This window comes from Streptomyces sp. LBL (assembly GCF_029893585.1).
Classification (GTDB): domain Bacteria; phylum Actinomycetota; class Actinomycetes; order Streptomycetales; family Streptomycetaceae; genus Streptomyces.
Genome location: NZ_JARXYX010000027.1, coordinates 22,823 through 47,822, shown reverse-complemented (window position 1 = coordinate 47,822; position 25,000 = coordinate 22,823). Strand labels below are relative to the sequence as shown.

The following is a 25,000-nucleotide window of genomic DNA, read 5'->3' as shown; positions in this document are numbered from 1 at the left end:
GGGCCCCGGTCGTGACCGGGGCCCTTGCGCTACTACCGCTCGTGCGACTACCGCTCGCGGGACTACCGCCGCGCGGTGCCGCTGAGCGGACTAGTCGCTGCTGTTGAGAATCGCGATGATCCGCAGGAACTCCATGTAGATCCACACCAGCGTCATCGTCAGACCGAAGGCAGCCAGCCATGCCTCCTCGCGCGGCGCGCCGTACGCGATGCCGTCCTCGACCTGCTTGAAGTCCAGGGCCAGGAAGCACGCGCCGAGCAGGATGCCGACGACACCGAAGACGATGCCGAGCGGGCCGCTGCGGAACCCGAGGCCGTCACCGCCGCCGAAGACCGCGAACAGCAGGTTCACCATCATCAGCAGGACGAAGCCGAGCGCGGCCGCCATCACGAAGCCGTAGAACCGGCGGTTGACGCGGATCCAGCCGGCCCGGTACGCCACCAGCACACCGGCGAACACCGCCAGGGTGCCGATCACGGCCTGCATGGCCGCGCCGCTCGCGATGCGGTTGTCGACGATGCTGGAGACGACTCCGAGGAACACCCCCTCGAAGGCGGCGTACGACACGATCAGCGCGGGCGAGGCCTTGCGCTTGAAGGACTGGACGAAGGCCAGGACCATGCCGATCAGCGCGGCACCGATCCCGATGCCGTACGACCGGCTGATGTTCGCGTCGTCGACGGGCAGCAGCGCCCAGGCGAGCGCGGCTGTGACGATCAGTACGCCGAGCGTGGTGCCGGTGCGCAGGACGACGTCGTCGATCGTCATCCTGCCGGTGCCGGCCGGGGCCTGCGGCGGTGCGCCCTGCTGCAGGTCCTGCTGCGCGTAAGGGTTCTGGGCGTACGGGTTGCCGGCCTGCGGCTGCGCGTACGGGTTGGCCTGCGTGCCCACAGCTGCGCCCCCGGCCTGCGGCGCGGTGTTGAAGCCCGCGTAGCCGTTGTCGCGGCTGAACCCCCGTCGCGAGAAGACCGGGTTGCTGCTCCTCATTGCACTCCTCCATGGCCACCCTCGTGACCTTGGCTCAAGAGTAATAGGTGGGCAAAGGATTGACCCTACTGCTTGGGGAGGATCTTTCCCTCGTCGTGTGCCCAACACGCTACGCAGCCGGGTGATTCCCACCACTGGGGGGGTGGCTCAGCAGAACGGGAACCCGGTGTACGCCTCGGCCAGGTCGGTCTCGGCGGCCCGGGAGGAGACGATCCGTTCGAGGCGGGCCAGTTGGAGGCGGTCCTCGAAACCGGTGGCGCCGGGGGCCGGGTGCAGGAGGCTCGTCATGTCGTAGGAGAACCGCTCGGCCTGCCAGACGCGGCGCAGGCAGGTCTGCGAGTAGGCGTCGAGCAGTTCCGCCGAGCCCTTCTCCCTCTCGTGCGTCAGGGCCCGCGCGAAGGTCACGACGTCCCCGACGGCCAGGTTCAGCCCCTTGGCCCCGGTGGGCGGCACGATGTGGGCCGCGTCGCCGGCCAGGAAGAGGCGGCCGTACCGCATGGGCTCGTGGACGTAGGAGCGCATGGGGGTGACGGACTTCTGGGTGATCGGGCCGCGCTCCAGCCGCCAGCCGTCCGCGGTCTCGAAGCGGCGCTCCAACTCGTCCCAGATCTCCTCGTCCCCCCACTGATCGGCGTTCGTGCCCTCCGGCACCTGGAGGTAGAGGCGGGAGACGGACGGGGAGCGGAGGGACAGCAGCGCGAAGCCGCGGTCGTGGCGGGCGTAGACCAACTCGTCGTGCGAGGGCGGCACGTCGGCGAGGATGCCGAGCCAGCCGAACGGGTACGTCCGTTCGAACACCTGGGTCAGTTCGGACGGGATCGCCTTGCGGGCCGCTCCCCAGAAGCCGTCGCAGCCGACGACGTAGTCACACTCCAGGACGTCCTCGCGGCCCTCGTGTCGGAAGCGGACGCGGGGCCGGTCGGTGTCGGCGCCCTCGACGGCCAGCGCCTCCGCACCGAACAGCAGGGGACCGCCCTCGGCGAGCTGGAGGGCGATGAGGTCCTTGCAGACCTCGGTCTGGGCGTACACCATCACGGACCGCCCGCCGGTGAGGGCGGGGAAGTCGACGCGGTGGCGCTGTCCGGCGAACCGGAGTTCGATCCCGTCGTGGCGCAGGCCCTCGCGGTCCATGCGCTCCCCGGCGCCGGCCTCGCGCAGTACGTCGACCGTGCCCTGCTCCAGGATCCCGGCCCGCTGCCGGTGCTCGACGTAGACGCGGTCACGGCTCTCCAGGACGACCGAGTCGATGCCCGCGTTGCGGAGCAGCCGGGCCAGGAGGAGACCGGCCGGGCCGGCTCCGATGATGCCGACGGTGGTACGCATCGACCAGCCTCCCTGTTCACCGTGTTCGCCTGGTGAAGTTTTCTTCATCTGTTTTCGGACATGAGTGTGCGACCGCACACGCCCGCTGTCAACGGTCGCGCGGTGAAGTCCTCAATGGAGGGTGCACCTGTCGGAAGTGCCCGGAGCCGGACTTGAACCGGCACGCCCGCGAAGGGGCAGCGAGGTTTAAGCTCGCCGTGTCTGCATTCCACCATCCGGGCAGGCCATGGGCTCCGCATCGAGTGCCGAGCCTATCGGGATACGAACCGTCAACATCGGGCGGGCGGACCGATGTTGTCTTGTTTTGTTGACGCCTGAGGAAGCATCAGCACCTGGAACAGGCCATCAGCACATGCCAGTAGCCTTACGTGCGATCCTCGCCCGTGCATGCGGAATGACGGAATTTCACCGTCCGAACGAGGGGGCTCCACCTGTTCTTGACGCGCCGCCCTCGGGGTCGCCGTCATCCCCAGGTATGACACAACGGCCTCCGGTGCGACTCGAGTCTGCCTTCGGAACCAGAACAAGGGCTGACTACACCGGCGCGATCGGCGACCACGATGGGACACGTCCCCCACTGTCGTCCTGTCAGGAGCGCCTTCCCGTGACCACCACTCCACTCGCCGGCCGGACCACCACCGTGGCCGCGCGTGCCACGGATCTGTCGAAGATCTACGGACAGGGCGAGACCCAGGTGGTCGCCCTGGACCAGGTCTCCGTCGAGTTCCGGCAGGCCGAGTTCACCGCGATCATGGGTCCCTCCGGCTCCGGCAAGTCCACCCTGATGCACTGCGTGGCCGGCCTGGACACCTTCTCCTCCGGCTCGGTACGCATCGGCGACACGGAGCTCGGGTCCCTGAAGGACAAGCAGTTGACCAAACTGCGCCGGGACAAGATCGGTTTCATCTTTCAGGCTTTCAACCTGCTGCCGACGCTGACGGCCCTGGAGAACATCACCCTCCCGATGGACATTGCGGGCCGCAAACCGGACAAGCAGTGGCTGAACAAGGTGATCGGGATGGTCGGCCTGGCCGACCGTCTCAGCCACCGTCCCTCCCAGCTCTCCGGCGGCCAGCAGCAGCGCGTCGCGGTGGCCCGCGCCCTGGCCTCCCGGCCCGAGATCATCTTCGGCGACGAGCCCACCGGAAACCTCGACTCGCGCGCCGGCGCGGAGGTCCTCGGCTTCCTGCGCAACTCCGTACGGGAGCTCGGGCAGACGGTGGTGATGGTGACTCACGACCCGGTGGCCGCGGCCTACGCGGACCGGGTGGTGTTCCTCGCTGACGGCCGGATCGTCGACGAGCTGCACGGCCCGACCGCCGACTCGGTCCTCGACCTGATGAAGCGGTTCGACGCGAAGGGCCGTACCAGCTGATGTTCCGCACCGCCCTGCGCAACGTATTCGCGCACAAGGCCAGATTGCTCATGACCGTGCTCGCCGTGATGCTCGGCGTGTCCTTCGTGTCGGGGACGCTGGTCTTCACCAACACCATCTCCGAGGCGTTCCAGAAGAGTTCGGCCAAGGGCTTCGACCAGGTCGACGTGGCCGTGGAGGCCAAGACCCAGCAGGACAAGGGCGACACCGTCGGCAAGACGGCCGAGCTGACCCAGGCGCTGCTCGACGACAGCGCGAAGGTGCCGGGGGCCGTGTCCGCCGTCGGCGTCGTCAACGGGTTCACCGCGATCGCCGACAAGGACGGCAAGCTGATCGGCGGCGGCTTCCAGTCGCAGGGCGGCAACTACTGGGGCACCAAGGACACCCGGTATCCGCTGACCGACGGCCACGCGCCGAGCGGCGCGAACGAGGTCCTCATCGACTCGGAGACCGCGAAGCGCGGCGGGTACGAGATCGGCGACACCGTACGGCTCTCGGTGGACGGCCCGGTCCTCGAACCGAAGATCACCGGCATCTTCACCACCGACGACGGCAATGTCGCCGCCGGCGGCAGCCTCGCCCTCTTCGACACGGCCACGGCCCAGCAGCTGTTCGGCAAGAAGGGCACGTACGACCAGATCGCCGTGCGGGCGAAGTCCGGCGTCAGCCAGACGGCGCTGCAGGCGGAGCTGGACAAGGCGCTGCCGAAGGACCTCGTCTACACCACGACCGGGCAGCAACTGGCCGACAGCCAGGCGAGGATGATCGCCGCCGAGATGTCCGGGATGAAGCAGGGCCTGCTGGTGTTCGCGGGCATCGCCCTGTTCGTCGGCACGTTCATCATCGCCAACACGTTCACCATGCTGGTCGCCCAGCGCACCAAGGAACTGGCCCTGCTGCGCGCGGTCGGCGCCTCCCGCCGCCAGGTCACCCGGTCGGTGCTGCTGGAGGCGTTCGTGGTGGGCTCGGTCGCCGCGGTGACCGGCCTGGTCGCCGGGATCGGCATCGGGGCGGGCCTGCGGTCGCTGATGGGCTCGTTCGGGGGTGCCGTCCCGGACGGACCGCTGATCATCACGCCGGGCACCGTCGGCGCGGCCCTCGCCGTCGGCATCCTCATCACCATGCTGGCCGCCTGGCTGCCCGGCCGCCGGGCCGCGAAGATCCCGCCGGTGGCCGCGATGAGCAGCCTGCACGCACAGGCCACCACCAAGTCGCTGGTGCTGCGCAACACGCTGGGCGCGCTGTTCTCGGCGGCGGGTGTCGCGGTCGTGCTGGCCGCGACGACGATGTCCGGCTCGGACGGCCAGGCCCCGATGGGCCTCGGCGCGGTCCTGCTGATCATCGGCGTCTTCATCCTCACGCCCCTGCTGTCCCGCCCCCTGATCGCGGCCGCGGCACCCGTGCTGCGGGTGTTCGGCGTCTCGGGCAAGCTGGCCCGGCAGAACTCGGTGCGCAATCCCCGTCGTACGGCCGCCACCGCCTCGGCCCTGATGATCGGCCTCACCCTCATCACCGGCATGACGGTGGTGGCGGGCAGCGTGCAGAAGTCCATCGACAAGATGGCCGCCTCGGCGATCCGCGCGGACTACGTCATCTCCATGGCCAACGGCAACCAGCTCTCCCCCGACGTCGAGAGGAAGCTCCGGGGAATCGACGACGTCACCGCCGTCAGCCCGCTGCGCGGCGCGCCCTCCCGCATCGGCGGCGAGACCGAGTACCTCACCGGCGTCACCGGCGACGCGATCGCCGAGCTGACCGACCTCAAGGTCGACAACGGCTCCTTCGAGGTCGGCGGCACGCGGGTCGTCGTGGACGACAAGACGGCCGAGTTGCGCGGCTGGAAGGGCGGTTCGGGCTTCACCGTCGCCTACGAGGACGGCAAGAAGCAGCAGCTGACCGTCGCCGCGGTCTACGAGCGCAACGACCTGATCCAGGGCATCCTCGTGGACAACGCCACGCTCTCCCCGCACCTGTCCGACCCTGCCGACGCACAGGTGATGGTCAAGACGTCCGACGGCGCGTCCGGCGCGACGAAGGACAAGCTGGAGAAGGCCCTCGGCTCCAACCCGGCGATCAAGGTCCAGAGCAAGCAGGACGTCTCCGACGACATCGCGCAGCTGTTCACGCTGATGCTGAACATGCTCTACGGTCTGCTCGCGATGGCCGTGATCGTCGCGGTCCTCGGGGTCATCAACACCCTGGCCATGTCGGTCTTCGAACGCTCCCAGGAGATCGGCATGCTGCGCGCGATCGGCCTGGACCGCAAGGGCATCAAGCGGATGGTCCGCCTGGAGTCCCTGGTCATCTCGCTCTTCGGCGGGGTGCTCGGCATCGGACTCGGTGTCTTCTTCGGCTGGGCGGGCGGTGAGCTGCTGGGCGCGAGCCTGCCGACGTACGAACTCGTCCTGCCGTGGGCGAGGATGGCCGTCTTCCTCCTCCTGGCGGCGGCTGTGGGCGTGCTGGCGGCGCTGTGGCCGGCCCGGCGGGCGGCCCGCCTGAACGTGCTGACGGCGATCAAGTCGGAGTAGTCGGAGTCGTCGGAGCAATCGGAAGAAGGGCAAGGGAGCGGGGCCTGTCGCCGGCTGGCGGCAGGCCCCTTCCGCGATCAGTTCCAGGTGTTCGCGGTGGTTTCCAGGTATCCGCGGTCAGTTCCAGGTACGGGAACGCAACGGCGTCCCGGACCGACCGGACTCGGGGGTCCTGACGGCGAGGACCTGGTTGACGCCGATGCGGTTGCGCTCGAAGGCCAGGGCGGAGGCGGCCATGTAGAGCCGCCAGACCCGGGCGCGGCCGGGGCTGGTCAGCTGCACGGCCCGGCGCCAGTCGGACTCCAGGTTGGTGACCCAGCGGCGCAGGGTGAGGGCGTAGTGCTCGCGGATCGCCTCGACGTCCCGCACCTCGAACCCGGCCCGTTCGAGCTGGGTGACGGTGGTGCCGATCGGGGCGAGTTCGCCGTCCGGGAAGACGTACGCGTCGATGAACTCGTCGACGTCGTACGTCGATTCGTCGCGCTGGGGACGGCGGGCGATCTGGTGGTTCAGCAGCCGTCCGCCGGGCTTCAGCAGCTGGAAGAGGTTCTCGGCGTACTCCAGATACCGCTGCGATCCGACGTGTTCGGCCATCCCGATCGACGAGATCGCGTCGTACGGTCCGTCGGTGACGTCCCGGTAGTCCTGTACGCGGATCTCGACCCGGTCGGTCAGTCCCTCGTCGGCGACGCGCTTACGGGCGTACGCCGCCTGCTCGTGGGAGAGGGTGATGCCGACGACGCTCACGCCGTGCTCACGGGCGGCGTGGATGGCCATGGAACCCCAGCCGCAGCCGACGTCGAGCAGCCGCAGACCGGGCTTGAGGGCGAGCTTGCGGGAGACGAGTTCGAGCTTGTCACGCTGGGCGGTCTCCAGGGTGCCGCCGTCGCTTTCCGGGGCCGGCCAGTAGGCGCAGGAGTACACCATGCTCGGCCCGAGGACGAGCTCGTAGAAGTCGTTGCCGACGTCGTAGTGATGGCTGATCGCACGCTTGTCGCTGTGCTTGGTGTGCAGGCGGCGACGGGGTCTGCGGACCTCCTCGCGGGGCGGGGCGGGTGGGATCGGGGGTCCGGCGAGAGCGAAGAGTCCGCGTACGGCGGCCCGTACCCCGGGGTCGCGCAGGGCCTGGCTGAGACTGCGGGCGTCCTCGCCGCGCTCCCAGACGAACTCCGCCAGCAGGTCGAGGGCGGCGTAGAGATCCCCCTCGATGTCCAGGTCGCCGGCGACCCACGCGCGGGCGAGGCCCAGCTCACCCGGCTTCCACAGCAGCCGGCGCACGGCCCGGCGATTGCGGACGACGAGTGTCGGCGCGCCCGGCGGACCCGCCTGCGAACCGTCCCAGGCGCGGACACGCATCGGGAGTGGGACTCCCAGCAACTGTTCGATGAGGCTCTTCAGTCGCAGCGCGGCGTCTGACATGGCGTACACCTCCATGACGGGGGGGATCCCGGAATGACCAATACACACGTACGCACACGTAAACACCCGCAAGGGCGTGCCGCAGTCCCCCATGCGCGTTACGACTGGGCAAAACGCGTGCATCCGCCACGGTTCCGACCGCGCCCTGCCGCCCACCCGGCCGAACGGTTTCGGACAAGGGACGCCCGCCCGCCGGGCCGCCCCGGACCTGCGCAAGGACATTTTCCGCCGCACCCCTCACGACTTCGCCGCGCGCCCATGCGCCGGGGCGGGGCGGGGCGGGGGCGGGGAACGCCGAAGGGGCCGCCCGCACCACGGATGGCGGGCGGCCCCTTCGGGGCGTTCAGTGACTCGGGGTCAACCCGAGGTCAGGAGGCCTTGGCCTGCTCGACCTTGGCCTGCTCGACCTTGGGCTTCTCCTCGGCCTTGGACTTGTCCTCGGCCTTGGAGTTGTCCGCGGCCTTGCTCGCGGCAGCGACCGGCGCCGGCTTGGCGGCCTCGTAGAACTCCTCACGCGGAGTCTCCAGGGCACCCAGCGCGACGACCTCGCGCTTGAGGAACATGGCGAGCGTCCAGTCCGCGATGACCCGGATCTTCCGGTTCCACGTCGGCATCGCCAGACCGTGGTAGCCACGGTGCATGTACCAGGCGAGACGGCCCTTGAGCTTGATCTTCATCTTGCCCATGACGATCATCGCGACGCCCTTGTGGAGGCCGAGGCCCGCGACCGCACCCTTGTTGGCGTGCGAGTAGTCCTTCTGCGGGAAGCCCCGCATGCCGGAGATCACGTTGTCACCGAGGACCCGCGCCTGACGGAGGGCGTGCTGCGCGTTCGGGGGGCACCAGGCGTTCTCGTTGCCCGCCTTGCGGCCGACGAGGTCCGGAACCTGGGCGTTGTCGCCCGCGGCCCAGATGTAGTCCGTGCCCTGGACCTGGAGCGTGGGCGCGCAGTCGACGTGGCCGCGGGGGCCGAGCGGAAGACCGTAGCGAGCGAGGGCCGGGTTCGGCTTGACGCCGGCCGTCCAGACGATGGTGTTGGAGTCGACCTCGAGGCCGTTCTTCAGCACCACGTGGCCGTCGACGCAGGAGTCCATGGAGGTGGAGAGGTAGACCTCGACCCCACGGCCCTCCAGGTGCTCCTTGCCGTACTGGCCCAGCTTGGGACCGACCTCGGGAAGGATCTTGTCGGCGGCGTCGACGAGGACGAACCGCATGTCCTCGCGGGAGACGTTGTTGTAGTACTTCGCCGCGTCGCGGGCCATGTCCTCGACCTCGCCGATGGTCTCCGCACCCGCGAAGCCACCGCCGATGAAGACGAAGGTGAGCGCCTTGCGGCGGATCTCCTCGTCGGTCGTGGAGTCGGCCTTGTCCAGCTGCTCGAGGACGTGGTTGCGCAGGCCGATGGCCTCCTCGATGCCCTTCATACCGATGCCCTGCTCGGCGAGGCCGGGGATCGGGAAGGTGCGGGAGACCGCGCCGAGCGCGACGACCAGGTAGTCGAAGGGCAGCTCGTACGCCTCGCCGACCAGCGGGGCGATCGTGGCGACCTTGCGGTCCTGGTCGATGGTGGTGACCCGACCGGTGAGGACCTCCGCCTTGGGCAGCACGCGTCGCAGGGGTACGACGACGTGGCGCGGGGAGATGCTGCCGGCGGCGGTTTCGGGAAGGAAGGGCTGGTAGGTCATGTACGACCGGGGGTCGACGACCGTGACGGTCGCCTCGCCGTAGCGCATCTTCTTCATGATGCGCCGAGCTGCGTACAGGCCTACGTACCCACCGCCTACTACGAGGATCCTGGGACGCTCCGTGGTGCTCATGCCATCGAGTATCCACCCGCTCCAGGGGGGTGGCTCGTGCGCCCCTTCACAAGCTTGGTCGGGGTATGTGTTATCCTCCGCCGCTCAGGTGATCCAGGTCATGGCGCGAACCGGGAACCGGTGCACCGGGGGACCCATTGTCAATGCCGCGTGAGCAGCCACTCCGGGCCGACGGACCCCACCTGAGCCCCCTCGGCCGACCCCGCACAGCCCCCTCCCGAACCACCCCCGCGCACCCCTTCTGAACATGTTCAAGGGGGTATCGAACCCCCGGAAGGGTCAACGGGATGCCTTTCGTACTCCGGGAGGCCCAGATTCCTTGTGAAGAACTTCACGAACCTTTCCGACGGCACGTCATCGAGGGGCCCCGAAGGACCCCTCGAACCCGCTCATACGTTGCCCGACCTGCTCAGCAGAGGCAAACCGAAGACCGGGAGCCGGGGGTGAGCGACGGACGGAACCGGGGCTACGCCAGCAACAGCCGGGTCCGGTCCACCCCACCCAGAAGGTGATGCCGTCGGGCATCGCCTCCACATCTCAACTTCCCTCAGCGTGTGTACACAATCGCGCGTACACTTTCTCTATGGCCGAGAGCACTGTGACTGTTCGGGAAGCCCGCGCACACCTGGCGGACCACATCAATCGCGCCGAGGAGGGCACACCCACAGTGATCACCCGCAACGGCGTGCCCGTCGCGGCCGTGGTGCCGATCGCTGATTTCAACGCGCTGGAGGAAGCGGCGGATGTGTTGCTGGCCCGGGAGGCAGAAGCGGTCCTGGCGCAGGGCGGCCCGACGGTGACCATGGCCGAGCTGCTGGCAGACCTGTTTGCCGAGCGCTCCGAAGGCGCGGAGTGAAGTACGCGTTCCGGTTCGCCGCAGCGGCACAGCGGCAGCTTCGGGCCATCGACCGGCCTGCCGCCATGCGCATCCTGGCCGCACTGACCGCGCTCGGCGACGATCCGTACCGGGAGGACGCCGACATCAAGAAACTCACCGGCCCGTCAGGCCTCTATCGGCTCCGGGTCGTCGGCTACCGGGTCGCCTACCAGGTCGAAGACGGCGAGCTCATCATTCTCGTCGTCAAGGTCGGCGACCGGCGCGACGTCTACGGCACCAGGTGAAGGCAGGCAGCCCAGAGTCCGGAGTATCCGAGCCGCCTCCCCAGCCGGAAGGTCTCTCGTCGTCGAGCATGGCGGTTGGCCACTTTGGCGCTCATCAGTCCGGCTTGCGCACCATGAACACGTCCACCAGATCTTCGGTCTCCACCGTGAACCCATGACGCTCGTACAGCCGCCGGGCCGGACTGCCCTGCAGCACGTTCAACCGGACGAGGACACCCTGGCGGTCACCCCGCTCCAGCAGGCCGCGCAGCACGCCCGATCCGATACCGCTGCCCTGAAGACGCGGCGCCAAGTAGAAGTGCTCCAACCAGTGGGCATCCTCGGCCGGTCGCAGCGCCACGCAGCCCGCGAACATGTCGGCCACTTCGATCACCCAGGTGTGTGCCGGGTCGAATCCGTCCCGCAGTCGCTGCCGCACCCGCTGCTCGTCGTACCGCCCGAGCCGTTCCAGATCCGCCCGCAGGACCACGGCACGCAACCCGGCCACTGCCTCGACGTCCGACGCCGATGCCTGCCGAAGTTCCCAGTCCGCCATGATCGTCAGTCGCCTTGCTTACCTTCCTCGGCATCTTCTGCCACTTTGAAAGCGATCCCGTCGAGCAGCGTCGCCCCGACGACCGCAAACCACCTCGCCCGGAAAGCGTACGTGGACGCCGCCGCGTTCGCCGACGAGTGGAGCCTCGCCGATCACGGCCTCGCCGCATGGGCGCTTGACCCCGCCCTCGCCGTGTCCACCGGCCTCTACCCGGGGTCGGGCCCGATGCGCGTAACGGCCGTGGTCCTGCGGGCCGCGGCCACCATCAACCGCATCGTATCGAGGTGGGATTCACCCGCGCTGACGGAGCACTCCCCCCCCCACTCCTGCAGCGCCACGACCAGACCGACGAGGCGATCAAGGAACACGCGCGCCGGCTCGACACCCTCGAACGCCCCTCGCGTGTCCCCCGAAGCATCACGACGCCTCGGCCGTCCCTCGTGGCGGAGACGGCCGAGGCTGGTTCAGGGCCGCACAGCGGTCTATGTCGTGTATTCCAACTCGGTTAGGGCATCATCCCGAATGACGGACGAAATTTCCTCCGGGTTGAGCCTTTCCAGATATCGAATGAGTGCCCATCGGGCCCCTTCCAATTCCCCTGAAAGGCCATCACCTTGAATTTGATCGGGCAGGATGACCCTTCGGAACTCCTCGCCCTCGATCGCTCCCGCTGTGAGCTTTTCTACGAGCCAGAAAGGCGTACGTTCCCGTATGGCGAAGGTCAGGTGAACGCTACCCTCGGTCGCCCCCCTGGCGTGAGGATTGTGAATCCAGCCCCGGGGGAGCAAGAGTGATTGTCCGGGCCTCAGTTCGTATGTCTGATCCGACCCTTTCGCCTCCCACTCCTCGCGCCAGTGCTCTTGCCAGACCCGGGGCGATTCCAGATGCAGCCGCATGGGGTCTTTGAATTTCGGTTCCCAGAGTTCCCATGTCTTCGTACCGGAAATCTGCACGATGACGGCCATCTGTTGGTCCCAGTGGTGGCGAAGCCCCTGACCTCCCGGAGGGGTCAAGAAGGCGTGTACGTAGTTCGAGTAGCCCGTTTCCCGCTGGATGCTGCGAGAGACGCCGTTAAGGAAAGGCACGACCCTTTGCATGTTGCCCAGACGGAGGGTGTAGTTCTGCTCGTAGTACCCCCGGAGCTTGTTGCCGTCCATCCGCCCGTTGGTCATGAAACCGACGGGATTGATGCTTGGCCGCGGCGGGTTGGCCCCATGGTTCATCACGGCGACCTCACCCGCCGGCACTCAGCCACTGAAAGCCCAGGTCTCGAAGAACCCTTCGTTGACGTGCCGGTCTAACTCCGTCGCCTCGCGCTCGTACAAGCGAGGTTCGTCCGGCCATGACCCCAGCAGCTCAGCGACTCCGTCCGCGGGAAGCAAGTAGCGCAGGGACATTGCGGTCTCCTTCTGTCATCTGGGAGGGAGCGGGCAAGCAAGGTCCGGGTGGAAGTGGCTTGGACACCAAACAACCTGCATGGACAACAGGTTTTGAGACTGGGTGTAATACACCCAACTCACGTCCACTCCAAGCGGAAGAACTTCACGGGCGTAGGCAGTCTTGACGTCTACTCCGCAATACGCCTGCTCGCCGTCTTCCCTTTCAAACGGTGAATTTTCCGAGTAGTTCTTGTTCAGCCACACAACGGCATCATGCACGTCAGTCCACGTGCGTTCAGCGGCGGCATGGCTCCGTTTCATCAGCCAATGACCGGTCATCAACGGCGGCAGCGTGCCGTTCTGGAACTCTGAGGCGGCTTCGCGGTACCGATCAAGGACCTTGTGAGTGACCTTGTCCTCGGGAGACGTGGGCACAGGGGGCCCGTTGGGGTGCGCAGGTCTGCGGTTCCCCTCTGTTGAGTACGCCTTTGGGGACCCGATCCACGGCCCGTAGCCGTGCCAGTGTCCGAGGTTTCCGCCAGGCCAGCTCATGATTCATCTCCACAGGGATGGGGACCGCCCCCAAGGTTCTGGGGGCGGTCGTGATGCTGTCTGAGTGGGCCCTCAGACTAGACCGTCAGCCCGCGCTCACCGGCCCACTTGACGGCCCACGTGTCCATCTCGGAGCCGGTGAAGCGCAGGTCACCACCGGTGGCCTCGGACTTGTTGTCGCGGATGACGAACGCGTCCACCATGCCGGGGAGGGCGGCGACCTCCATGCACGTCTCGTTCTCCCCGCCCAAGTTGCCGCCGCAGTAGGCCGTGAACTCGGCCCCGTCGGTCGGCAGCTCGTAGAGGTTCGAGGGCTTCAGGGTCATACTTCCTCCTGGTGCATCGTTGTGCGGAGAGTCGACTCCGCGCCGTTGTGCACTTGCTGACCCGCCTCGGTGGCGCTCGGGCCGTCCTAGGGCCGTGATCCACCGGGGCGGGGGCTTGCCCGCCCCCACCGGGAAATCTGATCCGAAGGTCGGGGGAACCTTCATTTCGGATACGTCCGGCAGGGACGGAATCTTTAGGGCTGCGGCGAGCCCAGAGCGACACCGATAAAAAGGCCGCATGAGCCAGATATCAGGATTATCGGCAGAGGTCCCGTGTACCGGGCCAACCAAGTGATCACGAGAGAATCCGCTTTCCCTCTGCGGGTTCCGAATGCAGGACAGGGACAGGCGCCGGCACGTATTCCGTCGGCTCCCAAACCTGGTAGTCGGCTCTCGCCCGTCGATAGCGGTTGTGTCGTGTCTCCTGAGTGTGCCGACGCTGCCAGTCCTCGACATCCGCCGGGGTGTGCTGTAGGCCAGACTCAGCCCCACACTCGACATCGTCGCCGTACACACAGCGCGCTTCGAACTCTTGCTCAGCTGTCTCGTCCGGGCGGACTCGATAGATCACGCGCTTGATCACAGAACGGGTCATCAGCAAGCGCCCGCCGTCATCCCGCGGCGCGGGCTCGCGCACGGTCGGAGTCCATCACGTGCAGGAACCCGCCCGCGCTCTCCACCTTGCGGGCCACCTCGTCGAACTCCTGCGGAAGGGGAGAGATCATCTACCGCCACGGCGTCAGCAGCGCGCCCGCTTCCCTGTTCTTGATGCGCTCGACGGCCTGCGCCAGTCCGGCGCGTCCCTCAGGCTTGTTCAGTCCGGCGCGGTCCTCGATCTCCGCCACGATCTCCCAGCCGAACGCCTCGGCGTACTCGTGGCACTCGTCTTGCGCTGCGCCGAGGTTCGCGTTCGCAGCCCCGCACAGGTAGACGACGACTCGAAAACGCTCGATCTTCGATACTGCGGTCGACGTGTCGACCTCGCCCGGCGTCACGCCGGCCGCAGCATCCGCAATGTTCAGCCGCCGCTGTACGTCACCGGCGGTACGTCGAGGGGGCGTTGCCCCCCGCTTCTGTTCGCTCTCGGAGCTGACCATGTGTCAATCGTGACGCCACGATCACGCATAGTGAAGTGATGGAGAGTACGACTCGGCGAAGTAACCAGGCGCCAACTCCTACGCTCCGTAGGGGTCATGCGATCAAGGGCATGCCGATCACTTCGCCGATCCTTCGCACGCGTGCCGTCGACACCTTCGCGAGACGCTTCCCAATCACCCCGGGCAACGCCTGATGCCGAACCCACTCCGGAGCATCGAGCCCCACCTCGATCAGAGTGTCGCCGGCCTTGTCGTGGAGGCCGGTTGCGCACTGCGCGAGGGCAACGTCGAGCCGGTACCTGTTCCGCGCCACCTTCGTCATGTGCTTGGGAAGCGTCTGCATGTCGTCCTGATTGGCGAGCTTGAGCGCGCGCCCGTAGTTCTTCAACGCAACGTGAATCCCAACGGCCTCTGTCTTGGCTGCGGTTGGGCCGAAGGTGGTCCCGTACAGCTTTTCGTCTCGGCCGAGCCTCGCCGCCGCGGCATGCGCCTGTGAAATGTAGTCGTCGGCCGCACTCTCGTCTTCGCGCCGCGACGCCGCCACGGCTGCGGAGATCATCAGACGCCCGTACGCGACCAGTTGAGGACGAGACCCGTTGCTGAATGACGGCTCGATCGCCAGGGCGGCGCGCTCGGCCACGGACACGGCGCGAGGTAGCTTGGCGCCGCGTAGGTAGATCCACGACAGCGTGGACTCAAGCAGCGCCGTCAGAACCGGATCATCAACATCCTTCGCGAGGTGCTTCGCCGAAGTGAGGGCGCTCAACGCGAGGTCCCGTTGCCCGAATCCAGTCGAGCAGGACGCTGCCACACGGTACGTACTCGCCAGGATCGAACCCAGCGCTTGGCGCTCCGCACCCGTAGCACCTGCGTACCTGACCTGCCCTTCCATGAGCACCTTCGAGGCATAGCTACTTACCTTCGAGGTGTCGCTCGCCCAGTAGGCGGACCATGCGAGGTCGCGGGCCTTGCCCAGTTCCTCAACGGTGCTCGGGTCGTCGATGCCCTCCCATTCGCCGAAGGCACTCTCGTGCACAGAGTCGGACAGTAGGCGCAGTGCTGCGCGGTCGCTCTGCCCCATGCCGCGGCGCGGTGCCTGCTGTCCCAGGATCACGGAGACATCGGTGTTGAGCGCGCCAGCCAGTTTGAGCAGCGATCCGACGGACAGTTCTCCGCGGTCCTGCTCTGCCTTTTGCACTAAAGCGAGGGACAGGCCCGAAGCGTCGGCTAGACCCTGCTGCGTCAGATCGGAGCCCCGAAGGTGCTTGATCCGCTTGCCATTCGTCAGATCGGCCCAGTTACTCACGTTCACCTCAGCGGGTCTTGGGGCGCGGTGCCTTCCCTTTCGATGGTAGGTCCATGCGCGGCGTTACCCGCCGGGAACCGAGGAGTGCCCGGCCGACGTCGCCTGTCCCCTCGCTTGATCCTGCCCGCTCTTTCCTGCGCGACACGGTCAGGGAACCTCGACGGCTCCGGCTCCAAAGAGGTGCCGAGGCCGCCTTTCCCCAAGGGGCGGCGCGGTCCCCGGACGGCCGATGGCCCCGATTCCTCCGAGTGAGGTACCGGGGCCATCGCGCGCCTAGTCTCGGCACGTCACCGCAGGTCAGTCCCCCTTCGTACCCTCTTCGGCCTCTTCTGCCACTTTGTAGGCAATGCCGTCGAGGATCGCCTACGAAGGCGACTCGGCCGCAAAATAGGCGATCCCGTCGAGGATGTCGTGTTCGCTCACCACGACCTCCTCCGCGCCGACCCGTTCCATGATCGCGAGGAGGACGAGAGCACCCGCGGCGATCACGTCGACGCGCCCCGGATGCATGGAGGGGACGGCCGCCCGCTCGGCGTGGGTGGAGTGCACGAGGCGGTCGGTGATCTCGCGGACCTTGTCGTACGGGACCCGGGAGTGGTGGATGGCCGTCGGGTCGTACGCGGGCAGGTTCTGTGCGATCGCGGAGACGGTCGTCACCGAACCGGCCAGGCCCACCAGCGTGCGCGCCTCGCGCAGCGGAACCGTCTGCTCGGCGAGGTCGAGAGCCGCCTCGATGTCGGCCCGTATCGCCGCGATCTGCTCCGCGGAGGGCGGGTCGGACACCACACCGTCCCGGAGCAGGTGGCGCTCGGTCATCCGGACGCAGCCGACGTCCACGGAGCGGGCCGCCCGCACGTGGTCCTCGCCGACGACGAACTCGGTCGAGCCGCCGCCGATGTCCACGACCAGGAACGGGCGGTGCAGGTCGTCCCGCCCCGCCAGTTCCCTCGTCGCGCCGGTGAAGGAGAACTCGGCCTCCTGGTCGCCGGTGATGACCTCGGGCTCGACACCCAGGATGTCCAGCACCCCGCGTACGAACTCGTCCCGGTTCTCCGCGTCCCGGGAGGCGGACGTGGCCACGAAGCGCAGGCGCTCGGCGCCGTACTCCTTGATGACCGCCGCGTACTCACGGCAGGCGGCGAAGGTCCGCTCCAGCGCCTCGGGGGCGAGGCGGCCCGTCCGGTCGACGCCCTGGCCGAGCCGGACGATCGTCATACGACGGTCCAGATCCACCAGTTCACCGGTCCCCGGGTCCGCGTCCGCGACGAGGAGCCGGATCGAGTTCGTACCGCAGTCGATGGCGGCGACACGGGTCACTGCTCGTTCTCCTTCGCGGAGCCGGTCTCCGGGAGCGTCACGCACGATCCCTTGCGCCACCACCGAGGCAGCATCTCCAGCGCCTCGTCGCCCAGGGGGTTCACGCCGGGGCCGGCCGCCAGGGAGTGGGCGACCAGGACGTGCAGGCACTTCACCCGGTCCGGCATGCCGCCCGCGCTGGGGAAGCCCGTCAGCTCCTCGATCTCGTCGCGGCGCCTGATGTAGTCCTCGTGCGCGGCACGGTAGGCGGCGGCCAGCTCCGGGTCGCTCTGCAGACGGGCCGTCATCTCCTTCATCACCCCGTTCGCCTCCAGCGTGCCGATCGCGGAGTTCGCCTTGGGGCACGTCAGGTAGTACAGGGTGGGGAAGGGCGTGCCGTCGGGAAGACGGGGCGCCGTCTCCACGACGTCCGGCTGTCCGCACGGGCACCGATGGGCGATGGCGCGCAGCCCGCGCGGTGGGCGCCCGAGTTGCTGCTTGAAGGCCTCGACGTCCGCGTCGGTCGGCTCGGTGCGCGGGGTGGTCGGCGGAGGCGTTTCCACTAGAACTGTCTCTCTGGTCAGGTCACTGGTCGGAGGCGTCGGACTTGTCGACGCCGTCCCAGACGTTGGCGTACCAGGGGCGGTCGGCCGCGCCCAGGTCGGCGCTCGACCGCTTGGCCGCCTTCGGGTCGATGACGATGAATCCTGTCTCGCCCGGCATGACGTAGTGCAACCGCTGCCGGATCTGCTGTCGGGCGTAGGTGTCGTCCTGCCAGCGTGCCTTGAGGTCGCGCAGCTGCTCGACCCGCTGCCGGGCCTGTTCCTGCAGACGCTGCTGGTCGGCGATGTCGGCGCGCTGGGAGACGTACTGCCTTATGGGATAGGCGAGCGCCACGATCAGCGTGCACAGGACGAGGGCGAGCAGCGCCGCGCGGCCGGTCAGCCGGGAGCGGCGGGCCTGCCGTTTGGTCTGGGAGCGGTAGACACGGGCTGCCGTCTGCTCGCCGAGCAGCCTGATCCTGGTCGTGGTGGAGAACCGGTCCCGGTCCTTCACGGCCATGTGTCCCCGCCTCCCGTCTCACACGCGCGTACGTCCCCGGACACGGTACGGGACCGGGTACGGGGACGTACGTACGACTGGCTAGGCCTTACCCCCAGGTTGGGTCGGCCCTCGCCGGGCTCAGTGGTTCGCGGAGCGGAACCGCGGGAAGGCCGAGCGGCCGGCGTACACCGCGGCGTCGTCGAGGATCTCCTCGATGCGCAGCAGCTGGTTGTACTTGGCGACGCGCTCGGAGCGGGCCGGGGCGCCGGTCTTGATCTGACCGCAGTTGGTGGCGACGGCGAGGTCGGCGATGGTGACGTCCTCGGTCTCGCCGGAGCGGTGGGACATCATGCACTTGAAGCCGCTGCGCTGGGCCAGCTCGACGGCGTCCAGCGTCTCGGTCAGCGAGCCGATCTGGTTCACCTTCACGAGCAGGGCGTTGGCGGCACCCTCGTCGATGCCGCGGGCCAGACGCTCCGGGTTGGTGACGAACAGGTCGTCGCCGACGATCTGAACCTTGTCGCCGAGCCGGTCCGTGAGGACCTTCCAGCCGGCCCAGTCGTCCTCGAAGAGCGGGTCCTCGATGGAGACGAGCGGGTAGGCCGCGACGAGCTCCTCGTAGTACTCCGTCATCTCGGCGGCGGAGCGCTCCTTGCCCTCGAAGAGGTACTTGCCGTCCTTGTAGAACTCGGAGGCGGCCACGTCGAGCGCGAGGCCGATCTGCTCGCCGGGGATGTAACCGGCCTGCTTGACGGCCTCGAGGATGAGGTCGAGGGCCTCGCGGTTGGAACCGAGGTTCGGGGCGAAGCCGCCCTCGTCGCCGAGGCCGGTGGACAGGCCCTTGGTCTTCAGCACCTTCTTGAGGGTGTGGTAGACCTCGGTGCCCCAGCGCAGCGCCTCGGAGAAGGACTCCGCGCCGATCGGGGCGATCATGAACTCCTGGATGTCCACGTTGGAGTCGGCGTGCGAGCCGCCGTTCAGGATGTTCATCATCGGCACCGGCAGCAGGTGCGCGTTCGGACCGCCCAGGTAGCGGAAGAGCGGGAGGTCGCTGGCCTCGGAGGCGGCGTGGGCGACGGCGAGGGAGACGCCGAGGATGGCGTTGGCGCCGAGGGAGCCCTTGTTGTCGGTGGCGTCCAGGTCGAACATCGCCTGGTCGATCAGGCGCTGCTCGGTGGCGTCGTAGCCGACGAGCTCCGGGCCGATCTGCTCGATGACGGCCAGCACGGCCTTCTCGACACCCTTGCCGTGGTAGCGGTTCGGGTCACCGTCGCGAAGCTCGATGGCCTCGAAGGCACCCGTGGAGGCGCCGGACGGAACGGCGGCACGACCCGTGCTGCCGTCGTCGAGGCCGACCTCGACCTCGACCGTGGGGTTGCCTCGGGAGTCCAGGATTTCCCGGGCTACGACGACGTCGATGGACGGCACGAGCATCTCCTTCTGGGATGTGACGCGTGTACGCGGGCCGCGAGGCCCGTGGTGCACGGAGCCGGGGTCGGCTCCGCGACATGAGCCTAACCGCCCGGGGCCGATCGGTCGGCAAGTCGCCCACCCCTTGGGCAGAACCGAGAGTAAATTGTTCCCGAACGGAACAAAGAGGTCGGGGCAAAGGCGACAGAGGGCGGGGGTCAGGGGGCAGACCGCGGGGGCGGGGGCCAGGGGGCAGACCCGGGGGCAGACGCCAGACGGCAGACGCCAGACGCCAGACGGCAGACGGCAGACGGCAGACGGCAGACGGCAGACGGCAGACGGCAGACGGCAGGCGGCAGGCGGCAGGCGGCAGGCGGCAGGCGGCAGGCGGCAGGCGGCAGGCGGCAGAGAAAACCCCGCCCCGGTGCGTACGGGGGAATACGCACCGGGGCGGGGAGCCCGTGGGGACGGGGGAGACCCTTACGCGGCCTTCAGTAAGAGGACCGCGGAGGCGAGGGCGCCGTGGTTCAACCGAGCGCCGCGTTCTCTCTACTTCAGGTGCAGCTGCTGACCCGGGTAGATGAGGTTGGCGTCCTCGACGATGCCCTTGTTCAGCTCGAACAGCTTCTCCCAGCCGCCCTTGACCTTGTGCGCCTCGGCGATGGAGCTGAGGGTGTCGCCCTTGACGACCTTGTACTCGCCGTCGCCCTTCTTGACCTTCTTACCGGTCGGGGTGGTGACGGTCTTCTTGGCGGCCGGGCGGTCGGCGGAGCGGGAAGCCTTCTGCTCGCCGGAGCGGCTGCTGCTGTCGGTGCTCTGGCTCTGGCTCTGCGAGGAGCTGTTGGAGGAGCTGTCGGAGGAGCCGTTCGAGGAGGAGCCGGCGGCGCTGCCGCTGGAGGTGGCACCGGACAGGCCCGTGCCGCAGACCGGCCAGGCGCCCTTGCCCTGGGAGGCGAGGACCTTCTCGGCGACGGCTATCTGCTGCGACTTGGAGGCCTGGTCGGCCTGCCCGGCGTACTGCGTGCCGCCGTACGCGGCCCAGGTGGAGGCGGAGAACTGCAGACCGCCGAAGTAGCCGTTGCCGGTATTGATGGACCAGTTGCCGCCGGACTCGCACTGGGCGACGGTGTCCCACTCGGAGGTGGTGGCGGCGGAGGCGTTGCCGGCCGCCATCAGCGGGGCGGCGATGGCGACACCGGTGACACCGGCGAGCGCGGCGACGCGAGTGGCCTTGGACGGACGGCGGTGCTTGCCCTGCCCGGAAAACAGCATGGTGGATCCCCTCACCGACGCCTACGAGGTGAGCTGTCGGGTTCGGGCCGGTTGAGTTGCCCGGCCGCACACCTCTCGATGTGCGGCTTCACCCCAAGCCGGTGCCGGCCGCGAGTCCCCGAAGGGCCTCAACCGCCGGACCCGGCGCCTACCTTGGGTCCCCCGCTCCTGCCTACGGCGCTTTACGCGACGACTGATCCCGTGCGGCCGCTGGCAGGATTCGGCGTTGCGGCCGCCGGTGTTCGTGGTGACGAACGACCCTGACGGTAGACACGCGATCCACGGAATTTCAAAGAAGACCCGGACTTCTGAGACTCATCCCACACTTTCACCAAAACGGACATTCGGCGTGAAGTATGTGTGAACTCCCGCTGCTTTTCGCCCTATTCGACACCAAGTCCAAGGGTCTGACCGACGGAGAGGCGACTCGGGTCGGTACCGATGGCCTGCCTGTTCTCCTCGTAGAGCGCACGCCACCCGCCTTGGAGGCCAAGGGAGTCGGCGATGGTCTCGAGCGTGTCTCCCGGACGGACCGTGTACGAGTCTCCGCGGGCGGCGTGACGGCCGCCCGCGGTGCCGGTGTCGTCGATGCCGTCCGTGACGCCTGCGCCGTCCGTGGCGGCGAGCGTGTTCTCGTCGGCATTGCCGCCGCGGTGCTTGCCGCCGCCGACCGCGGCGTCGAGGACTCCGGCGTTGAGGGCTCCGGTGTCGACGAGGCCCGAAGTGCCGCCCGCTTGCCAGGAGTTGTCCGAGTCGTCCTGCTTCGCCGTACCTGCGGACGCACGGGAGGAGTCCCGCGAGCCACTGGCACCGGAGCTGGATTCGGCGGATGAGTCCGACTTGGCCGCATCATCCGTCAAACCCGGGGGATTCGAGGAGTTCGACGAGGCGGCGGGCGACGACGGCTTGGAGGCGGGCGGCGAAGGCGTGCCCGAGGCCGCATCCGAGGGCGCGTCTCCGGAGGAACCGGTCGACGCCTCTCCAGGATCGGACAGGCCGGACGAGGTCTTCCCGCTCGACGCGTCCAGGCCGATGCTGCCCAGACCCGTGTCGACCTCGGCCGACTGGGAGTCCTTGGTCAGCCCGTTGAGCAGACCGCAGGTGGACCAGTAGCTGACGCCCTTGTCCTCGAGGATCTTCTCGGCCACCGCGATCTGCTGGTTGCGGCTGGCCTGGTCGGGGCGCGTGGCGTAGTCGAGACCGCCGTACTTGTCCCAGTCCTCCTGCGCGATGTGGAGTCCGCCGTAGGCTCCGTCGCCGCTGTCCTCGCTCCAGGAGCCGCCGGACTCGCACTGGGCGACCTGGTCCCAGGTGGTCCCGCTCGCCGCACTGGCGCCGGACGCCGCGAGCAGCGGGATCGCGATGGCGGAACCGGTCACTCCGGCCGCGACGAGAAGCGCCGGGGCCTGGCGGGGGCGACGATGACGGCCGTTCCCGGAGAGCATGCGGGGACCTTTCGCGAGACAACGATGAGCGACGCGGCGGCCGACACTCGCCGTCGCGCTGATCCGTGAACGTATCTGCAGACGATCACTTGTCACAAGTTAATGCCGCGTAGATCACGTGAAGATCACAGGTTTCCGTGCGGCCCGTCACCCGCGTGAGCCGAGTCGGTCACGGGGTGTGAACTCGACGGGCAGCGTGCGCAGTCCGCGCATGATGAGCCCGCCGCGCCAGCGCAACTCGGCCGGCTCCACGGCGAGTCGCAGGTCCGGCAGCCTGGTCAGCAGGGTGGCGAGGGCGGTCTGGCCCTCCAGCCGGGCCAGGGGTGCGCCGAGGCAGTAGTGGATGCCGTGACCGTATCCAAGGTGCTGATTGTCACGCCGGGACAGGTCCAGAGTGTCCGGGTCGGCGAACCGCTCCGGATCCCGGTCCGCGGCGGCGAGTACGACGAGCACGGGGTCGCCTGCCGCGATGTCCTGCCCGCCGATGCTGACCGGCCGGGTGGCGTAGCGCCAGGTGGCGAGCTCTACGGGGCCGTCATAGCGGAGAAGTTCCTCGATGCCCGTCTCCAGGAGCCCGCGTTCGCCGGCGGCGAGGGACTGCTGGAGCCGGGCCCGCTGATCGGAGTGGGTGAGGAGGGCGTAGGTGCCGTTGCCGATGAGGTTGACGGTGGTCTCGAACCCGGCGAAGAGCAGGATGAAGGCCATCGCGGCGGCCTCGTTCTCGGTGAGGTGCTCGCCGTGGTCGGAGGCACGGATCAGGCCGGAGATGAGGTCCTCGCCGGGAGCGGCCTCTTCCGGCAGGGCCTCGCGCTTGCGGTGGATGAGCTCGGCGAGATAGCCGCGCATCTTCTTCACCGACCGGGCGACCCCGCCCCGCGGCCCGCCCCCGTGCCGGATCATCATGCCCGCCCAGTCCCGGAAGTCGTCCTGGTCCTCGCGGGGAACGCCGAGCAGGTCGCAGATCGCATAGATGGGGAGGGGAAAGGCGAAGTCGTGGATGAGATCGGCGCTCCCTTCGAGGGCGATCTGGTCGATCAGCTGATCGGTGAGTTCCTGCACACGGGAGGCGAACTCGGCGACACGTCTCGGGGTGAACGCCTTGGAGACGAGCCGCCGCAGCCGCGTGTGGTCCGGCGGATCGATGTTGAGCAGATGGGTCATCAACTCGGCCTTGCGCTCACCCGGGATGCCCGTCTTGCCCTTGGCGTGCGCGGGTCCGTCGTGATGCGCCGGGTTCTTGGAGAGCCGCGGCTCGGCGAGCGCCTGCTTGGCATCGACGTAACGGGTGACCAGCCAGGCCTCCACACCACTGGGCAGTGTCGTCCGGTGCACGGGGGCGTGCTCGCGGAGCCAGGCGTAGGCGGGGTACGGATCGGTCGCGAACTCCCAGGTGAAGAGCTCTGGGGCGTCGGGAACAGGGCGCGCGGGGAGGGGCTGGTTGGTCACTCCTTGACGGTAGCTGGCGTATTCGGGGGCTCCCCGGGGGCTTCTCGGCGAGGTCGCCTCTGCGAGATCGCCTTTGCGAGGACGCCTCTGCGAGATCGCCTCTGCGAGGACGCCTCTGCGAGATCGCCTTTGGGAGGACGTCTCGGCAGGAGCGCTCGGCAAGGTGTCAGCCCTCCTCGACCTCCTGGATCGCATCCCGATAGGCCCGCGCCGCCGCCCGCAGTGCCGCCTCCGGGTCGATGCCGTCCGCTTCGGCGCGTACTGCCAGTGCGAGCAGGTCGTAGCCGAGGCCCTCGGTCGGGGGCAGCGGGACGTCCAGGCCCGCCGTCCGGACCCGGGACGCCAACTTCGCGGCGAGGGCGAGGCCCGGCTGGCCCAGGGGGACGCCCTCCGTCACCGAGGTGCGCTGCTTCTCTATCGCCTTGGTGCGCAGCCAGTGTTCCTTGACCTCCTCGGGGGTCGTGGCCGTCGCGTCGCCGAAGACATGCGGGTGGCGGTGGATGAGCTTGCTGACGATGCCGCCGGCCACGTCGTCGATGGAGAAGGGGGTGTCCGGGTCCTCTTCCGCGATACGGGCGTGGAAGACGACCTGGAGGAGAACGTCGCCGAGTTCCTCGCGCAGTTCGTCACGGTCCCCCTCCTCGATCGCCTCGACGAGTTCGTACGCCTCCTCGATGCCGTACTTCGCCAGGCCCTTGTGGGTCTGCTGGGACGACCACGGGCACTCGGCGCGGATACGGTCCATCACCTGGACGAGGTCGAGCAGGCGGGCGCCCGGGAGGTCGTAGGAGGCGGGGAGCAGCTCCAGATCAGGCATCGAGACGCGACCGGAGCCGGCGAGGCGGGCGAGGCCGTCCGTGAGGGTGGACTCACCCTCGCCGGTCGCGACCACGACCACCGTCTTCCCTCCGGCGCACGCACCGACCAGGTCCTCTGCGGTCGGCGAGGTCTCCTCGACCGCTATGCCCGCCTCGCACAGGTACGGCAGCTGCGGGTGCGCCCCGTCCGCGCACAGCACCCGGTCGGCAGCGTGCAGCGCCTGCCAGGCGGGCCAGGACAGCAGGCCGGGGGCGACACGGTGGCTGGTGGTGAGCAGGATGATCCGGCCGGGGGCGGGGGCGGGGGCAAGCGCGGCTTCGGGGCCAGGTGCGGCTGCGGAGCCGGGTGCGGCTTCGGGGCTGGTTGCGTTCACGATTCGAAGCTAACGCACGTCGCCGACGAGGCGATCAGTTATCCACAGGCCAGGGAGGCGCGGTGCGATCGTATGAACATCCAGGGCTCTGCACCCGACTCCCTGCTCACGTCGGTTGCCCGACTCCCT

Annotated in this window: 22 protein-coding genes, 1 tRNA gene and 1 riboswitch; of the genes, 4 read left to right on the top strand and 19 right to left on the bottom strand. The window is 68.4% G+C overall.

The annotated features are described in order from the left end of the window. Positions 1-90: 90 nt before the first annotated feature. The 3 genes from M2271_RS28990 to M2271_RS28980 form a co-directional block, all read right to left on the bottom strand. Positions 91-987, bottom strand: coding sequence for a Bax inhibitor-1/YccA family protein (locus tag M2271_RS28990; RefSeq protein ID WP_280890317.1), 897 nt, complete (start codon positions 985-987; stop codon positions 91-93). Positions 988-1,134: 147 nt separating this feature from the next. Beyond that, positions 1,135-2,310 (bottom strand): 4-hydroxybenzoate 3-monooxygenase, encoded by a 1,176-nt coding sequence (locus M2271_RS28985; RefSeq protein ID WP_280890316.1) that lies wholly within the window; start codon positions 2,308-2,310, stop codon positions 1,135-1,137. A gap of 137 nt (positions 2,311-2,447) precedes the next feature. Next, positions 2,448-2,531: transfer RNA gene (locus M2271_RS28980), tRNA-Leu, on the bottom strand. A 383-nt stretch (positions 2,532-2,914) separates the two neighbouring features. Here M2271_RS28980 and M2271_RS28975 point away from each other — a divergent pair. Further along, positions 2,915-3,685, top strand: coding sequence for an ABC transporter ATP-binding protein (locus M2271_RS28975; protein WP_280890315.1), 771 nt, complete (start codon positions 2,915-2,917; stop codon positions 3,683-3,685). Then, positions 3,685-6,213, top strand: coding sequence for an ABC transporter permease (locus M2271_RS28970; RefSeq protein WP_280890313.1), 2,529 nt, complete (start codon positions 3,685-3,687; stop codon positions 6,211-6,213). Before M2271_RS28975 ends, M2271_RS28970 begins: the two co-directional genes overlap by 1 nt. 117 nt (positions 6,214-6,330) lie before the next feature. On the opposite strand, the gene M2271_RS28965 is transcribed toward M2271_RS28970, so the two are convergent. Further along, positions 6,331-7,632: a cyclopropane-fatty-acyl-phospholipid synthase family protein gene (locus M2271_RS28965; protein ID WP_280890312.1), complete on the bottom strand. Its 1,302-nt coding sequence runs from the start codon at positions 7,630-7,632 to the stop codon at positions 6,331-6,333. A gap of 368 nt (positions 7,633-8,000) precedes the next feature. Next, positions 8,001-9,449, bottom strand: a complete 1,449-nt coding sequence (locus tag M2271_RS28960; RefSeq protein ID WP_280890311.1) for an NAD(P)/FAD-dependent oxidoreductase — start codon at positions 9,447-9,449, stop codon at positions 8,001-8,003. 583 nt (positions 9,450-10,032) lie between these two features. Between M2271_RS28960 and M2271_RS28955 the strand changes: the two genes are divergently transcribed. After that, positions 10,033-10,305 carry a type II toxin-antitoxin system Phd/YefM family antitoxin gene (locus M2271_RS28955; protein ID WP_280890310.1) on the top strand — a complete coding sequence of 91 codons (273 nt, stop codon included), beginning with the start codon at positions 10,033-10,035 and terminating at the stop codon, positions 10,303-10,305. Next, positions 10,302-10,571 carry a type II toxin-antitoxin system RelE/ParE family toxin gene (locus M2271_RS28950; protein ID WP_280890309.1) on the top strand — a complete coding sequence of 90 codons (270 nt, stop codon included), beginning with the start codon at positions 10,302-10,304 and terminating at the stop codon, positions 10,569-10,571. Before M2271_RS28955 ends, M2271_RS28950 begins: the two co-directional genes overlap by 4 nt. A gap of 94 nt (positions 10,572-10,665) precedes the next feature. Here M2271_RS28950 and M2271_RS28945 read toward each other — a convergent pair whose 3' ends face one another. The 14 genes from M2271_RS28945 to M2271_RS28880 all read right to left on the bottom strand — a co-directional run bounded on the left by M2271_RS28945 (position 10,666) and on the right by M2271_RS28880 (position 24,871). Further along, positions 10,666-11,106 carry a GNAT family N-acetyltransferase gene (locus M2271_RS28945; protein ID WP_280890308.1) on the bottom strand — a complete coding sequence of 147 codons (441 nt, stop codon included), beginning with the start codon at positions 11,104-11,106 and terminating at the stop codon, positions 10,666-10,668. A 482-nt stretch (positions 11,107-11,588) separates the two neighbouring features. Continuing rightward, complete coding sequence (locus M2271_RS28940; RefSeq protein ID WP_280890307.1) at positions 11,589-12,353, bottom strand: cupin domain-containing protein; 765 nt, start codon at positions 12,351-12,353, stop codon at positions 11,589-11,591. A gap of 165 nt (positions 12,354-12,518) precedes the next feature. Further along, positions 12,519-12,920, bottom strand: coding sequence for a hypothetical protein (locus M2271_RS28935; RefSeq protein WP_280890306.1), 402 nt, complete (start codon positions 12,918-12,920; stop codon positions 12,519-12,521). 194 nt (positions 12,921-13,114) lie between these two features. After that, complete coding sequence (locus tag M2271_RS28930) at positions 13,115-13,363, bottom strand: DUF397 domain-containing protein (protein ID WP_280890305.1); 249 nt, start codon at positions 13,361-13,363, stop codon at positions 13,115-13,117. Between the two features lie 725 nt (positions 13,364-14,088). Then, positions 14,089-14,460, bottom strand: a complete 372-nt coding sequence (locus M2271_RS28925; protein ID WP_280890304.1) for a hypothetical protein — start codon at positions 14,458-14,460, stop codon at positions 14,089-14,091. A 94-nt stretch (positions 14,461-14,554) separates the two neighbouring features. Further along, on the bottom strand, positions 14,555-15,766 hold the full coding sequence (locus tag M2271_RS28920) for a helix-turn-helix transcriptional regulator (RefSeq protein WP_280890303.1): 1,212 nt from the start codon (positions 15,764-15,766) through the stop codon (positions 14,555-14,557). Between the two features lie 363 nt (positions 15,767-16,129). Beyond that, complete coding sequence (locus M2271_RS28915) at positions 16,130-17,083, bottom strand: Ppx/GppA phosphatase family protein (protein WP_280890302.1); 954 nt, start codon at positions 17,081-17,083, stop codon at positions 16,130-16,132. Beyond that, the gene (locus M2271_RS28910) at positions 17,080-17,625 is read right to left on the bottom strand and encodes a DUF501 domain-containing protein (RefSeq protein ID WP_280890301.1); all 546 of its coding nucleotides are present in this window, start codon (positions 17,623-17,625) and stop codon (positions 17,080-17,082) included. Before M2271_RS28910 ends, M2271_RS28915 begins: the two co-directional genes overlap by 4 nt. A gap of 22 nt (positions 17,626-17,647) precedes the next feature. Next, on the bottom strand, positions 17,648-18,124 hold the full coding sequence (locus M2271_RS28905; protein ID WP_280890300.1) for a septum formation initiator family protein: 477 nt from the start codon (positions 18,122-18,124) through the stop codon (positions 17,648-17,650). A 120-nt stretch (positions 18,125-18,244) separates the two neighbouring features. Then, positions 18,245-19,540 carry a phosphopyruvate hydratase gene (gene eno / locus M2271_RS28900; RefSeq protein WP_280890299.1) on the bottom strand — a complete coding sequence of 432 codons (1,296 nt, stop codon included), beginning with the start codon at positions 19,538-19,540 and terminating at the stop codon, positions 18,245-18,247. A gap of 525 nt (positions 19,541-20,065) precedes the next feature. Then, on the bottom strand, positions 20,066-20,788 hold the full coding sequence (locus M2271_RS28895) for a transglycosylase family protein (RefSeq protein WP_280890298.1): 723 nt from the start codon (positions 20,786-20,788) through the stop codon (positions 20,066-20,068). Between the two features lie 3 nt (positions 20,789-20,791). Beyond that, positions 20,792-20,978: riboswitch (cyclic di-AMP (ydaO/yuaA leader) on the bottom strand. Positions 20,979-21,171: 193 nt separating this feature from the next. Beyond that, positions 21,172-22,233: a transglycosylase family protein gene (locus M2271_RS28890; protein ID WP_280890297.1), complete on the bottom strand. Its 1,062-nt coding sequence runs from the start codon at positions 22,231-22,233 to the stop codon at positions 21,172-21,174. A 147-nt stretch (positions 22,234-22,380) separates the two neighbouring features. Continuing rightward, positions 22,381-23,679 carry a cytochrome P450 gene (locus M2271_RS28885; protein WP_280890296.1) on the bottom strand — a complete coding sequence of 433 codons (1,299 nt, stop codon included), beginning with the start codon at positions 23,677-23,679 and terminating at the stop codon, positions 22,381-22,383. Positions 23,680-23,845: 166 nt separating this feature from the next. Then, on the bottom strand, positions 23,846-24,871 hold the full coding sequence (locus M2271_RS28880; RefSeq protein ID WP_280890295.1) for a nucleoside triphosphate pyrophosphohydrolase: 1,026 nt from the start codon (positions 24,869-24,871) through the stop codon (positions 23,846-23,848). Positions 24,872-25,000: the final 129 nt, after the last annotated feature.

Bases quoted from the DNA above. Each gene is read 5' to 3' on its own strand.
- M2271_RS28990 (WP_280890317.1), bottom strand. From the start codon at position 987: ATGAGGAGCAGCAACCCGGTCTTCTCGCGACGGGGGTTCAGCCGCGAC.
- M2271_RS28985 (WP_280890316.1), bottom strand. From the start codon at position 2,310: ATGCGTACCACCGTCGGCATCATCGGAGCCGGCCCGGCCGGTCTCCTC.
- M2271_RS28970 (WP_280890313.1), top strand. From the start codon at position 3,685: ATGTTCCGCACCGCCCTGCGCAACGTATTCGCGCACAAGGCCAGATTG.
- M2271_RS28965 (WP_280890312.1), bottom strand. From the start codon at position 7,632: ATGTCAGACGCCGCGCTGCGACTGAAGAGCCTCATCGAACAGTTGCTG.
- M2271_RS28960 (WP_280890311.1), bottom strand. From the start codon at position 9,449: ATGAGCACCACGGAGCGTCCCAGGATCCTCGTAGTAGGCGGTGGGTAC.
- M2271_RS28955 (WP_280890310.1), top strand. From the start codon at position 10,033: ATGGCCGAGAGCACTGTGACTGTTCGGGAAGCCCGCGCACACCTGGCG.
- M2271_RS28945 (WP_280890308.1), bottom strand. From the start codon at position 11,106: ATGGCGGACTGGGAACTTCGGCAGGCATCGGCGTCGGACGTCGAGGCA.
- M2271_RS28930 (WP_280890305.1), bottom strand. From the start codon at position 13,363: ATGACCCTGAAGCCCTCGAACCTCTACGAGCTGCCGACCGACGGGGCC.
- M2271_RS28925 (WP_280890304.1), bottom strand. From the start codon at position 14,460: ATGGTCAGCTCCGAGAGCGAACAGAAGCGGGGGGCAACGCCCCCTCGA.
- M2271_RS28905 (WP_280890300.1), bottom strand. From the start codon at position 18,124: ATGGCCGTGAAGGACCGGGACCGGTTCTCCACCACGACCAGGATCAGG.
- eno (WP_280890299.1), bottom strand. From the start codon at position 19,540: ATGCTCGTGCCGTCCATCGACGTCGTCGTAGCCCGGGAAATCCTGGAC.
- M2271_RS28895 (WP_280890298.1), bottom strand. From the start codon at position 20,788: ATGCTGTTTTCCGGGCAGGGCAAGCACCGCCGTCCGTCCAAGGCCACT.
- M2271_RS28890 (WP_280890297.1), bottom strand. From the start codon at position 22,233: ATGCTCTCCGGGAACGGCCGTCATCGTCGCCCCCGCCAGGCCCCGGCG.